General features: G+C 42.4%; 10 protein-coding genes and 1 pseudogene. 8 read left to right on the plus strand and 3 right to left on the minus strand.

From position 1 onward, the window contains the following. The first annotated feature begins 227 nt into the window (after positions 1-227). From VTAP4600_RS23310 to VTAP4600_RS23325, 4 genes and pseudogenes are all read left to right on the plus strand, one after another. A pseudogene (locus tag VTAP4600_RS23310) lies at positions 228-1,411 on the plus strand (sensor domain-containing diguanylate cyclase). A 143-nt stretch (positions 1,412-1,554) separates the two neighbouring features. Next, positions 1,555-2,814, plus strand: a complete 1,260-nt coding sequence (yjeH, locus tag VTAP4600_RS23315; protein ID WP_102525094.1) for an L-methionine/branched-chain amino acid transporter — start codon at positions 1,555-1,557, stop codon at positions 2,812-2,814. Between the two features lie 172 nt (positions 2,815-2,986). Continuing rightward, positions 2,987-4,021 carry an ABC transporter substrate-binding protein gene (locus VTAP4600_RS23320; protein ID WP_231897942.1) on the plus strand — a complete coding sequence of 345 codons (1,035 nt, stop codon included), beginning with the start codon at positions 2,987-2,989 and terminating at the stop codon, positions 4,019-4,021. Continuing rightward, a complete protein-coding gene (locus VTAP4600_RS23325) occupies positions 4,018-5,367 on the plus strand; it encodes a GGDEF domain-containing protein (protein ID WP_102525095.1) in 1,350 nt (449 codons plus the stop codon). The genes VTAP4600_RS23320 and VTAP4600_RS23325 overlap by 4 nt, the downstream gene beginning before the upstream one ends. 11 nt (positions 5,368-5,378) lie before the next feature. On the opposite strand, the gene VTAP4600_RS23330 is transcribed toward VTAP4600_RS23325, so the two are convergent. Further along, complete coding sequence (locus tag VTAP4600_RS23330) at positions 5,379-7,073, minus strand: electron transfer flavoprotein-ubiquinone oxidoreductase (RefSeq protein ID WP_102525096.1); 1,695 nt, start codon at positions 7,071-7,073, stop codon at positions 5,379-5,381. A 119-nt stretch (positions 7,074-7,192) separates the two neighbouring features. Between VTAP4600_RS23330 and VTAP4600_RS23335 the strand changes: the two genes are divergently transcribed. Next, positions 7,193-7,942, plus strand: coding sequence for an electron transfer flavoprotein subunit beta/FixA family protein (locus VTAP4600_RS23335; protein ID WP_102525097.1), 750 nt, complete (start codon positions 7,193-7,195; stop codon positions 7,940-7,942). Between the two features lie 64 nt (positions 7,943-8,006). Continuing rightward, positions 8,007-8,999: an electron transfer flavoprotein subunit alpha/FixB family protein gene (locus VTAP4600_RS23340; protein ID WP_102525516.1), complete on the plus strand. Its 993-nt coding sequence runs from the start codon at positions 8,007-8,009 to the stop codon at positions 8,997-8,999. A gap of 65 nt (positions 9,000-9,064) precedes the next feature. Here VTAP4600_RS23340 and VTAP4600_RS23345 read toward each other — a convergent pair whose 3' ends face one another. Both VTAP4600_RS23345 and VTAP4600_RS23350 read right to left on the minus strand, forming a co-directional pair. Further along, positions 9,065-9,355 carry a hypothetical protein gene (locus tag VTAP4600_RS23345; RefSeq protein WP_102525098.1) on the minus strand — a complete coding sequence of 97 codons (291 nt, stop codon included), beginning with the start codon at positions 9,353-9,355 and terminating at the stop codon, positions 9,065-9,067. A gap of 152 nt (positions 9,356-9,507) precedes the next feature. After that, positions 9,508-10,293 carry a 2,3-dihydro-2,3-dihydroxybenzoate dehydrogenase gene (locus tag VTAP4600_RS23350; RefSeq protein WP_102525099.1) on the minus strand — a complete coding sequence of 262 codons (786 nt, stop codon included), beginning with the start codon at positions 10,291-10,293 and terminating at the stop codon, positions 9,508-9,510. 93 nt (positions 10,294-10,386) lie between these two features. Here VTAP4600_RS23350 and VTAP4600_RS23355 point away from each other — a divergent pair, with 93 nt between their 5' ends. Continuing rightward, the gene (locus VTAP4600_RS23355) at positions 10,387-11,484 is read left to right on the plus strand and encodes a hypothetical protein (RefSeq protein WP_231897943.1); all 1,098 of its coding nucleotides are present in this window, start codon (positions 10,387-10,389) and stop codon (positions 11,482-11,484) included. Positions 11,485-11,723: 239 nt separating this feature from the next. Next, positions 11,724-12,935 (plus strand): isochorismate synthase, encoded by a 1,212-nt coding sequence (locus tag VTAP4600_RS23360; RefSeq protein ID WP_172443215.1) that lies wholly within the window; start codon positions 11,724-11,726, stop codon positions 12,933-12,935. The last annotated feature ends 1 nt before the right edge of the window (position 12,936 follow it).

Here is a 12,936-nt window from a genome sequence, read left to right on the forward strand (position 1 = left end):
TAATTAGATAATTAATAAGGATAAAAGTAGAATAAATACAGCGTCAGCAATACTTCTTTCAAAACTCCAAATTCGTTTTTCCTATTCAACAATAAGTGACTGGATGAAGCGATACATAATTGTCTATAATGATTTTGTTATCATTACCGAAATTAGAAAAAAGAGCAGCAGTAAAAATGCCTGAACTCAGTATCGATTCATCATATGGCGTTATCATCATCCAGGATCTGAAAGCCGTCAGTGTTGATGATAAATACGCCAATCTTTATGGTTACGACTCTTCGCAGGAATTGCTGAACAGGATTGATTCGTTTCTCGAGTTACTACCCGAAAAGTACCACGATAAAGCGAAGGAAAATTATAGAGAAATCATCGCTGGACGTATGGTTCCTCACGGGCAGACATTCACTAATGTTGATCGTTTTGGACGCGAATTTACCGTATTTTCTGTTGACCATCTCATCTCATGGAATAATAAACCCGCCCTTCAAGTAACGGTGATTGATTTGTCGGTTGTGGTCGAAGCGAATAATCGGCTTCGCCAGCATGATTTGATGTTCAAAAAAATGATCATGCAATCAGGCCAAGGCATCATGGTACACCGTGATTTTACGCCATTAATGATCAATGACGCATGGGTTCGATTAATGCGGGCGGAGTCCAAAGAACAAGTGATGGGGATGGGTTCCATACTTGAGATTATCCCTGAAAGAAATCGAGAATCCGTTAAGCAGCATTATCACGACATCATATCGAAGAAAATCGTCGGTCGAAGTGTGACTTCTGAGAATATTTGCTTCGATGGCAGTCGCCGTTTCTTTAATGTTTATGACAATGTTATCGAATGGGATGGCGAACCTGCCGTGGAAGTGATCTTAGAAGACATTACAGATAAAGTACTACTGGAAAAAACACTTGCCTACAGAGCGTCTTATGACCAATTGACCGACTTGTTTAATCGCTCAGCGATATATGACTGGTTGAAAAGCCAATTGGAATGCAACGAAACCATTGCTTGTATTTTGCTGGATGTCGATGACTTCAAGAAAATCAACGACACATACGCCATTTTACGGGAGACGAAGTGTTACGAGTATTAGCCGCGATGGTGAAACGAATTGTCCACAAATCAGATGGTGTCGTTGGGCGTTGGGGTGGAGAAGAGTTTATCGCTCTCATTCCTTATATTTCGCTAGAAGAGGCCCATCAAGTTGCCGAAGAAATTCGTAGCGTATTCTATGAGTACTTTTTCTCATTCAAAGAAGCGAAATTTAATAGTAGTGTGAGCTTAGGTGTCAGCTTCTGTGATCAATGCTTTGACTTAAAAAGCGTCGAAAACCTGATTAAAGAAGCGGATCAACGGCTCTATATCGCAAAAGGGAGTGGTAAAAACCAAGTCTGTATAGAGTAAATCTATCTCTTATTCGAAACAGAGCAATGTAATTCTCCATTATCGGCTTTCCGAACTGTTAACTTAATATCGACTGTGGCACGATGATTTTTTGACCATTAGCGACGGCTCACCAACGTATAGCCTGTTCAAGGATTGAATTGATGGCGCAACTTAAACAAGAAATCACCCTTACCTCTGGTATTGGGCAACTGTCTACAACATTAATGGGGACGGGATTATTTATGATACCGGCGATTGCTGCTGGTATCGCAGGTGGCCTGTCTTTGTGGGCTTGGATTATTCTATTCGTCGCTATCTGCCCAATCGCTTTAACATTTGCTCAGCTAGGCAAGCGATTTCCGAGCGCAGGCGGTACGGCTTATTTCGTGCGAAAAGCGTTTAATCCTAGGTTAGAAAAGAGCGTGGCATGGCTGTTTGTCAGCGTGATCCCGGTAGGTGTTCCGGCTGCCGTCACATTAGCTGCTGGATTTTTGCAACAACTATTACCTGACAGCTTCAATTCGCTTCTTTTCGCTCAAGCGATCACGGTGTTTTTGCTTGTGGTTGTCAACTTGATGGGGAGCAAGTCTTCGGGCAGGTTGCAGACTGTTATTGCTGTGAGCATTTTTACCTTGGTAGCTGCTTTTTGGTGGAAGGGAGAGGTTGGCTTACAAGACATTACAATGCCAGCACTAGAGTTGAACTCGATGTGGGCGATTGCCTCCGCGTTAGCCGTTATGTTTTGGTGTTTCGTTGGAATTGAAGCTTTTGCTCACATGGGAGAAGAGTTTAAAGATCCCGAACGCGATTTTCCCATTGCAATCATTGTTGGTTGCTTAGTCGCAGGTATTACCTATTGGGCATGTTCTGTGGTGATTCTGAAATTCGGAGCGTATGGAAGTTCTGAATTTGATAGTGCTTCAATTCCTTGGTTAAGTGAGCAGCTATTTGGTGCAAGTTTTAAAGTCTTGATAAGTATCATTGGATTCGCTGCATGTTTTGCTAGTGTGAACTTATATACGCAAAGCTTAGCTCGAATGGTTTGGGCTCAATTTCGTGATAATAAACCAAATAGCGTTTTAGCTAAGGTTTCGGTAAATGGGGTGCCTGCTAACGCAACCTTAGTGATCGGTGCCGTGATATTGTTATCTTGTATTTTGGGTGAGCTATCAGGGTTGGATCTTGAGTTTTTTCTTACGTTAGCTAATGGCGTTTTTGTCCTGATTTACCTGCTGGCGATGCTTGCCGCAACAAAGCTGCTTACGGGAGTTAGCCGTTATTTGGCAATGGGCTCTCTCTTGCTCTGTACCTTTGTGTTTATTTGCCTAGGTTGGTCTACTTTATATGCACTTAGCATTTTTATCTTATTGTCTCTGCCATGGCGCAAGTGGTTGAGAAAAACACGACCAATGACTGATTGACTCACTTCATCTATTGCGTTTCGTTGTAAAGAGTAAAAACAAGACAACCTAAAATAGGTCACTAATCGTACTTATTCACTAGAGTACCCGTTAGTGGCTTTTTGTCGTTTTGACCTCCATCATCCAGTGCCCATAAAAACTGAGCGGGATTGCGATTCGAATACTAATATAGATGTATAAGATCAATAAAGTTGGCATGGTCATGGCGAGTAAAAGAAAAGTAGTTTCCACTTTAGGGATTGTCGTCGTTCTATTTATGATTCCTGTTTTTGTGTGGGTGTTCGATAATAAAGAGCAAGCAAGCTCTGATGACACGACGATCAAAATCGGTGTGTCACAAACCCCTTTGTCAGCTCCATTTATTATTGCGAAAGAGTTAGGGTTGTTGCAGGAAGGTCAGCTTAATATTGAACTCGTTCCTTGTTTTGGGGGGGTGAAATGCACAGCCATGTTGACGGCTGGTGAGGTTAAATACGCAACCTCTTCAGAATCAGTGGTCATGTTCGAGAGTTTTAACGGCAATAATATAGCGCTATTAGCCAGCTTTGTTAGCTCAGACGGTGACGTAAAGCTGTTGACGCCAAGTGTTTTAAATATCAACCAAGTATCCGACTTAAAGGGTAAAAGAGTTGGTGTAGTAAAGGCAAGTTCCAGTGAGTTTTACCTAGATTCAGTATTAAGTGCTAACAATCAGAAGCAACTAGATTTCGAAAAGGTGTACCTTAACGCAACGGAGATGGTGAACGCGCTGCAAACCTCTCAAGTTGATGCTATTTCTGTATGGGAGCCATTTGGATATCAAACCAATATTGAATTTAACTCACAAATTAATAATCTTGGAATTAAAGGCGTCTATGAACTTTCCTTTAATTTGATTTCATTGAAGCAATATTTTGATAGCTCTGATGAAGAAGCTCTGAAAATCATTGAAGTGTTAGGTAAGGCTATAGAGTCGATCAATCATAATCCTGACCAAGCGATAAAAATAGTTTCCCGTTCATTAGATGTAAAATCAGGGCAGTTGCTATGGTCATGGAATTACTACGTTTTTAGGTTATCTCTAGGTAATTCCTTGCTTTATAGTTTGCAATTGCAATCTAGCTGGGCACTAAAAGAAGGGTTGGTCATGGGGCAGGAGCCAAACTTCAGGTACGTTTTTTATTCTACTCCTTTTGAGAAATATCAAAAAAGTGGGGGAGGGCGATGATCAACTCTCTATTTAAAAAATTGGTCTTACTGTTTTTCACCAGTTTTTTACTTACGTTTTTAATTATGGTGGCCTCGTACAATACGTTTAACGAGCAAAATAAAACGGATCGAGAATTAGAACAACTAATTCATTTGCAATTGAGTGTCGACCTGTTGCGAAGTCAGTTATGGCTTTTGTTACAAAATGATGGGGACTTTCGTAATTTCGAACACGTGACAGACGCTCAATTACAGTTAACCAGTAAAATATCTGAATATCAATTTAGAGGCATTAAGCTCGAGAACATCAAAAGGATGAACGGCAGTCTAAGTTCGTTGCTTGCTCAAGAAAAAAAATTATTGAAACAAGATCAACTCAGACGAGGCGGAGTAAATTCCAGCGGTGTTGTACTCATTCACTCGCGATACAACATGTTAGTGCAAAGCATGACAGAAGAGCTAGCTTACATGCATCAAGAAATTGTTTATCAAAGTTCCCAAAATATTACGCAGTCTATGCTTTATGGCGCCATAGGGCTGGTGATATCGTCATTGTTTGTTAGTGCGATTGCATGGTTAATTATGTATCGGTTTAGGTTAGGCATATCTGCGTTGACCAGAGCAATTTATCAGCTTTCAAACGGCAAATTAGACTGCAAAGTCGACCACGCGAAATTAGACGTGGAATTTACTAACCTTGCCATGTTCTTTAATAAAATGACCTCTTCGTTAAGAGAGTCAGTCGTTACACGACGAGAGCTTGAACTAGAAGTGAAAAAGCAAACTCAGGCGTTAAAAGATCAGCAAGCTCAGCTGCTATTTTTCTCCGAATATGACCCATTGACTAATGTTCTTAATCGACGCGCATTTGATTCGGCATTAAGTAATGCGATTATTAAAGCGAATCGAACTCATCTAAAGATGGCGATACTATTCATTGATTTAGATAAGTTTAAACAAGTCAACGACAATTACGGGCATGACGCCGGAGATACAATTTTAATGGTGATTGGCGAACGACTGCAGGCCATTGTAAGGCGTTCTGATTTTGTTGGCCGTTACGGTGGAGATGAGTTTATTGTGTGCTTTGATTTACTGGATAACTACGAGATCATTCCACAGAAAGTAAATCAAATCATAGATGAAATTGAAAAACCTGTCCCACACCAAGGTGAACAATTGATTGTCGGTTGCAGTATCGGAGTGAGTTATTTTGGCGTAGACAGCATTGAAAAAGATGAGTTAACGCGAATTGCAGATGGCCGTATGTATCAGGCCAAGGAAATTGATAAGAGCGCAGGATATGACAGCGACTACATAAAGAGGCCTTGGGAAAAGGTCAACGAGCAATCAAATAGTGCCTAGAGCGTTTTTGGCTACATATTAGAATAATTTGGTCCACCTCCGCCTTCGGGAGGCTGCCAAGTAATATTTTGTGAAGGGGCTTTAATATCACACGTTTTGCAATGGAGGCAATTGGCGGCATTGATTTGTAGCTTAGATTTACCGCCCGTCTCAATCACTTCATAGACCCCTGCAGGGCAGTAACGCTGACTGGGTTCATCATACAATGCGAGTTGTTCATCCAACGAGACGTCTTGGCCGTTGACTAATAAATGGCAGGGCTGGTTTTCTTCATGGTGAGTGCCAGACAGATAAACCGAAGAAAGTTTGTCAAAACTTAACTCGCCATCGGGCGATGGATAATGAATTCTCTTACTGTAATTGGTGGTTTTTAGGTTGCTGTGGTCGGCTTTATTGTCTTGAATATGCCAAGGCACAGGTGAGGGGGAGAGTTTAGGCCAAATGTTGTGTTCAAAGCTCGTCAGTATCCCCCCTAAGATAGATCCGTATTTATGGATAGCACCACAAAAATTCCGTGAGTCGGTTAGCTCTTTGTAGAGCCAAGATGCTTCAAAGTGGGTGTTGTAGTCTGGCTCGGTGTGGCTGTGTCCTTGCTCTAATTGTTCAATAACAGCGTGTGCTGCGATCATCCCAGATTTCATTGCGCTGTGACAGCCTTTAATCTTCAAAGGGTTTAAGGTTCCTGCATCGCAGCCTATTAATAAGCCGCCTTGAAACTGTTGCTTAGGCAGAGAAGTGAAGCCTCCTTTACTTATTGCTCTAGCACCAAAGCTAATGCGTTCCGCTCCTGACAAGTGTTGCGCGATGACCGGATGGTGCTTGAACCTTTGGAACTCCTCAAATGGGTTCAAATAGGGATTGCTGTAGTTTAGGTCAACGATCAGGCCAACGGCGATTTGGTTGTTTTCAAGGTGGTACATAAAGCCACCACCAGAGCTGGAAGATTCAGATAACGGCCATCCGGTTGCGTGAATAACCTTTCCTGGTTTAGTGGCTTCAGCCGTCTCCCAGATTTCTTTGATACCCAGAGCATAATGTTGGGGTGCTTTTCCCTTGTCTAGCTGGTATTTATCGATGAGCTGTTTGCCCAAGTGGCCTCGAGAGCCTTCAGCAAAAATAGTGTACTTACTACGCAGTTCGATACCGGCCTCAAAGTTTGCTTTGGGTTGTCCATTTTTGTCTAAGCCGAGATCGGAGGTGATGACTCCTGTGACAATGTCACTATTTTTATTGTTTGGGCAGTCAGAAGATTCAGAAGGCTTGAAAAGTATGCGAGATGCTGCAAAACCTGAGAACACATCAATACCGAGTTGCTCAGCTTGTTTTCCTAACCAGCGAGTTAAATTCGCTAGGCTAATAATGTAGGTATTTTCAGAATTATGCATAGGGTGGGGAGTGAAGTAATTGGGGATTGTTACATGATTCAGTTTGGTTGTGAGATGGACAAATTGATCATGGTTTACCTTCGTTTGGATCGGGGCACCTAAGGCCTCCCAATCAGGAAATAATTCGTCTAATGCTGTGGTTTCAAACAGAGCGCCAGACAGGATATGAGAACCGACTTCAGCCCCTTTCTCAACCAGACAAATAGTCACCTCTTCGAGGCCATATTGATTTTTTAGTTGCGCGATTTTGCAAGCGCAAGCCAAACCTGCAGGCCCTCCGCCAACGATTACAACATCATACTCCATGCTTTCTCTGTCCATGGTGGCCCCTGATTTTCTCTCACATAACCTTAAATATAGTCCAGTTGACGTAAACGTAAACTGGACTAAGCTGAGATCAAAGGCTTGGACACACGGCATTCATCGAAAAGGAAGGCATTGTGAAGGTATTAGTAGCGATAAAACGAGTCATCGATCCTTACGTCAAAATTCGGGTGAGAAGTGACGGTACTGGAGTTGAAACCAACAATGTAAAAATGACGATTAATCCATTTTGCGAGATAGCAGTGGAAGAAGCAGTCAGGCTTAAAGAAGCCGATATCGCGAAGGAAGTCGTGGTGGTTTCCATTGGAGATGCATCCAGTCAAGAGCAATTACGAACGGCACTCGCTTTAGGAGCGGATAGAGCCATTCACGTAGAAGCGCCGTTTACAGTTGAACCCCTAGCGGTTGCGAAGATACTGAAAGCCATCATGGAAAAAGAAGCGGCCGACATTGTGTTACTGGGTAAGCAGTCGATTGATACCGATAACAATCAAGTTGCTCAAATGCTTGGAGCGCTAAGCGGGCGTCCGCAAGGCACGTTTGCTTCGGAGTTGTCTATTGAGCCTAACCATGCCGTAGTAACCCGAGAAATAGACGGTGGTCTCGAGACCTTGAGGTTATCGTTACCCGCCATTATTAGTACGGATTTGCGATTGAATGACCCTCGTTATGCGTCGCTTCCGAACATCATGAAAGCGAAACGTAAACCTATGGAATGCACATCTGCTGAAGAGCTTGATGTTTGCATCACACAGCATCAACAAATTCTCGATGTTCTGCCTCCTGCAACTCGCAGTAAAGGGGTCATGGTTGCTGATGTTTCGGAGTTAGTCGATAAGTTAAAGAATCAAGAGAAAGTAGTGTAGTCCGCTGTTTTTGGCATTATTTTTCGACCGATTACGGTTCTTGTTAAGGGGAAGGTACATGGGTATGAATTTAACTACGTTAGTTATTGCGGAACATGATAACAAAGCCCTATCGATGGATACATTACGTACCATTCGCGCAGCAACAACAATACGAGATAACAGCGAAACATTAGTGCCCATTACGGTCGTTGTGATGGGGGACGGGTGTGACTTGGTGGCCAAGCAATTGCTTACCATTGATGCTGTAAGCGATGTTGTCTGTGTTGATTCCAAATCGTATAAGAGCCCGCTCGCTGAAAATTACGCTCAAACTGTGGTTAATTTATGCCACGACGAGGCGCATAAATCGTATTCCCATATTTTGGCGCCAGCTTCGAGTTTTGGTAAAAATCTATTGCCTAGAGTGGCGGCGTTACTTGATGTCGGGCTTGTATCTGATGTGATCAGTATTGAATCTGAGGATGTAGCGGTACGGCCAATCTATGCGGGTAATGCTTTAGCGCGAGTGAAAGTGCTAGACCCAATTAAAGTCATGACGATTCGCGGTTCAGCTTATGATGCCATTGACCTATGCGATAATAGTGACAGTCAAAATACTGAACATCACGCAGAAGTCATCCAATATCAAGACTTTCTCACTTCAGAGCTTTCGGAGTTAGTTTCTTTACAAAAAACCGTCACCGAGCGCCCTGAGTTGCCTGCCGCAAGGGTCGTCGTATCCGGTGGAAGGGGATTAGGCAGTAAAGATAACTTTAACTTGGTTGAACAGCTCGCTGACAGGCTAGGTGGCGCAATTGGCGCGTCACGGGCGGCGGTGGATGCCGGATATGTTTCTAACGATCTACAAGTTGGACAAACCGGTAAGATAGTTGCACCGGAACTCTACATTGCTGTTGGCATATCAGGTGCTATCCAGCATTTAGCAGGGATGAAAGATTCCAAAGTCATTGTGGCGATTAACTCTGATCCGGAAGCCCCAATTTTCGATATCGCAGATTATGGTTTAGTCGGCGATCTATTTGAAATCATGCCCGAGTTGATTGATAAGTGCTAAAGCGCGTTTAACAATCAAGGCCGTCATTCAATTGGGCGGCTTTATTGCTCGTTAACGATATTCCGTTACCTAAGAATTGCAGCGCATTGCTCAAAAGTGGGATGATCACCAAGGCGGATGTTCCAGAGTTGTTTTGATGCAAAGAATGCGAAACTCGGATTCGAAGGAAACGAAGCTTGGCGAGTTTGCTTTTTGTCTAGATAGATCGCTTTCATTTCTTGGAATTCAACGGGTTTAGTGATCATTCTAGAGCTCATACAAATTTCTGAGAGACCTTCATATGCATAGGCGTTAATTTCGCTATTTGCCCAACTTAACGTTGGAATAAATGCAAGCAGTGTTAAAGCTAATCTCATTACATTGGTCTCATTATTTGCTTTGTAAAAACTCAACCAAGATCATTTTTGTTTGAAAATTGGTCAGGGACGAACAGTTCGATTAATAATAATACAATCAATAGGTATTATGTCAAATATGTGTCATGACTTACCCGATTTTAAGTAACAAATTATAAAGTAGCGCCTCCATCAACGCGAAGATCCTGCATGGTAATGTGCCCAGCCTTTTCGCTGAGTAAGAATAGGACGGCGTTAACAATGTCATCGGGCTCCGCAATTTTTCCTAATGGAATACCAAGCTTGTGCTGTTCTAAGTTACCTTGGATAGTGAGTTGTTCTCCATCTGCATTTTGCCACAATTGCTCTTGCATACTCGTTCGGGTTGAGCCAGGGCTAACAATATTACAGCGTATTCCATATTGCGCTAACTCTAAACCCATGCATTTGATTGCAATATGAAGACTGGCTTTGGAGGCACAATATGCGGACATATTTACTCGTGGAGTATCTGCGGCGTTAGACCCAACAACGACCAATGATCCAGGGTAATGGTTCGTTACCCATGTTTTCGCTAAATGCTGCAGCAGGACAAACGTCCCAATGAAATTAGTATTGAGCGTATCAGTGAGTTGTTCTGCGGAGAGCTCAAGGATCGGGGAAAGGTGCAAAATACCGGCGGCGCTGATGATATTGTTTGGTGTGAGACCTTTTTCGGAGATCGATTGACAAAAATTGGACACTGAAGTTAGGTCATTAAGATCGACTGAATAGAGGTGTGCCTTGTCTTGTTGTTTGGCGGTTAAGCTCTCATAAAAGGCCAAGAGTTGTTCATTGTCCTTATCCAAAAGAATGACTTCTTCATCTTGTGTTAGAACTGCTTTTGCACAGGCTTTGCCAATGCCACTTGCCGCACCGGTAATTAAAGTTAATGTCCTTGGTTTTTCAGCGTCCATCATTAAGTCATCCATTATTGTGTGATAGGCTGAACTATACATTATGATAATGATTTTTGTTATCATTTAGGTAATTGTTCGGCGAGGAAATGGATTTTGGCTTTATTTAGCAACAAGCAAACTATCAAATACACGTTATTACTTTTGAGTGCGACCCTTTTTGGATGTGAATATCTACCTCATTCAGCAAAGCTGGATTTGAGTAAAAAGGATATTCAAGAATTAGCGAACGAGGCTCCATTGGCGACAGCGGCTATTACTAAGGCTTTTGAGCAGTACGATGTGGTTGCCATTGGAGATTATCATTGGAACGAAGGCACGCTTCGTTATGCAATAGAATTAATCAAATCTGGCTCGTTACCTTTAACGGTTAAGAATATTGTTGTCGAGTTTGGTAATGCAAAATATCAACATACACTCGATGATTATATTAATGGGGAAGACGTCTCCCAAAATTCTCTTCAGGAGGTTATGAGAGGTTCATTGTATTTCATGGCTTGGATGCCAGAAATCTACCGCGAATTTTTTACCGTAGTTCGGACACACAACATGGCATCGGCAAGACATAATAGGATTAAAGTCCACTTAGCCGAAGCCCCTTTTGATTGGGAAAAATTGACGGAAGTGAGTGAATGGGAGACGGCAGCGAAAACAAAAACAGCCCACTTTTATAAAGTCAGTTCGGAATTGTTAGACAAGGAACAAAAAGCGCTGCTCATTTTCGGAGCGTTTCACTTGATAAACGCAACCTCCGAATATACATCGGCCACGATAGAAAAAAATTGGCCATTGGCAACAAGGCTTAAAAAACACTATCCAAACAAAATTTTTACTATTTGGCCGCTGACTGACCCGGTTGTTGTCAACGCGCTAGATCCACTCGATGAGAACTCTCTGGTTTTCACAAAAAAAACACCGTTCAAGGAACTTAGAATGATCGATATCTTGCCAAAATCTAGATATAAGCTGGCTGAAATGGGGGACATGAATGCAGAAGTTGGTTTGCTATTTGATGCTTTTTTGTACGTAGGGAAAACAGAAAGGATTACGTTGTTTCCCCGCTCGGTCATGAACGATGAAGTTTGGGTCGGTGAAATGCAACGCAGAGTCGATTTGATTGGCGGGCGAGTTAAAGACAAATTTGATGATATTCGTAAACAGAGCGCCAAAGCTTATGAGTTAAATCATCTATAATCAAAAAAATGACAAAGAGGGCGATGTTTTTGCCCTCTATGCGTGCCACTTTTACCTTCCTAACTATATAAATAGTCTCACTTTAATCCCTTCTCGCTAAAACCGAATCCTGAAGATTTAGATAAATCACAATAATAGTCCTTCCCATATAAAAATAATCTGATATGCTCACTGCTACCTGTCAGTTGATAATGATTATCATTACGGTTTATTATTTAATTACATAATAAGGATTGGTTATGTTTCGAGATTCAGTAGGCAATAAGTTGCTACTAACCAAATTATTTGACGATGACTTAGATGGGGCACTCTTCTTTTTTAGCTCCCCTACAGTGACAATGTTGACCGAAGGCGTCGCCGCTGAATTGACTGAGACGCTGAAATTTTCAGAACTCGATGACCAAATAAATAATTTATTCTTAAAAGTAAAAAGTGACGATAATGACAACCCGATCGCGGTTGGTGTCATTCCGTTTTCTGAAGGTAATCCAGTCCATTTTATTGTCCCTAAGAGGATAGTGACAACCTCTCCAATACGACCCAATTCCATTGAAGAATCGGAATGTTTAGGGGTCTGTAGACCTTCAACAGTTTGGTCAAACCCTACCGCTCAGGTTTACATGAAAAGCGTGTTGGAAGCCGAATCATGCTGCGGAAATTGTGATTCTTCCTTAGATAAAGTCGTTCTGTCACGAACCGTAGAGGTGGATACAGAAACTGAAATCGACCGAATATCATTGTTGAAACGATTATTAAAACAAAACCCTGGGGGTTATACGTTTTCAACCAAATTAGGTTCCGGAGGGGAAGATTCATACTTGATGGGATCGAGCCCAGAGCTGCTGGTTTCAAGAAAAGGCCAATACGTTTGCTCAAATCCCTTGGCAGGATCTCGTCGACGTAGTACTGACGAAGAGATTAACCTGCAAAACTCAGAGTCGATGATCGACAGTGAAAAAGATCTTCATGAACACGCGGTGGTCGTCGATGCAGTCGAAAGAGCGTTGCAGCCATGGTGTTCGAACCTATACGTGCCTTTGATTCCGTCGGTCATGGCGACCAAGTCGATGCTTCATTTGTCCACCAAAATAGAAGGCACTATTTTGGACGTTAGTACCAGTGCGTTAAAGCTAGCGAGTCATTTACACCCAACACCTGCTGTCTGTGGTTACCCAACGGATAACGCGCATCAATTTATCAATAATACAGAACCCTTTGATAGGGGCTATTTCACGGGGCTTGTGGGTTGGGTGGACTCTAGAGGCAATGGTGAATGGGTGGTGGTCATCCGGTGCGCACAAGTTGAAAAGAAGCGGTTAAAAGTCTATGCGGGCGCGGGCATTGTAAGTGGCTCGGAGCCCTTAAGTGAATTAAACGAAACCGGAAATAAAATGAGAACGGTGTTGAATGCGCTTGGTATTGATTTAAAAGAAGAAATGGAAACGACATAAG

It is taken from the genome of Vibrio tapetis subsp. tapetis (genome assembly GCF_900233005.1).
GTDB lineage: Bacteria > Pseudomonadota > Gammaproteobacteria > Enterobacterales > Vibrionaceae > Vibrio > Vibrio tapetis.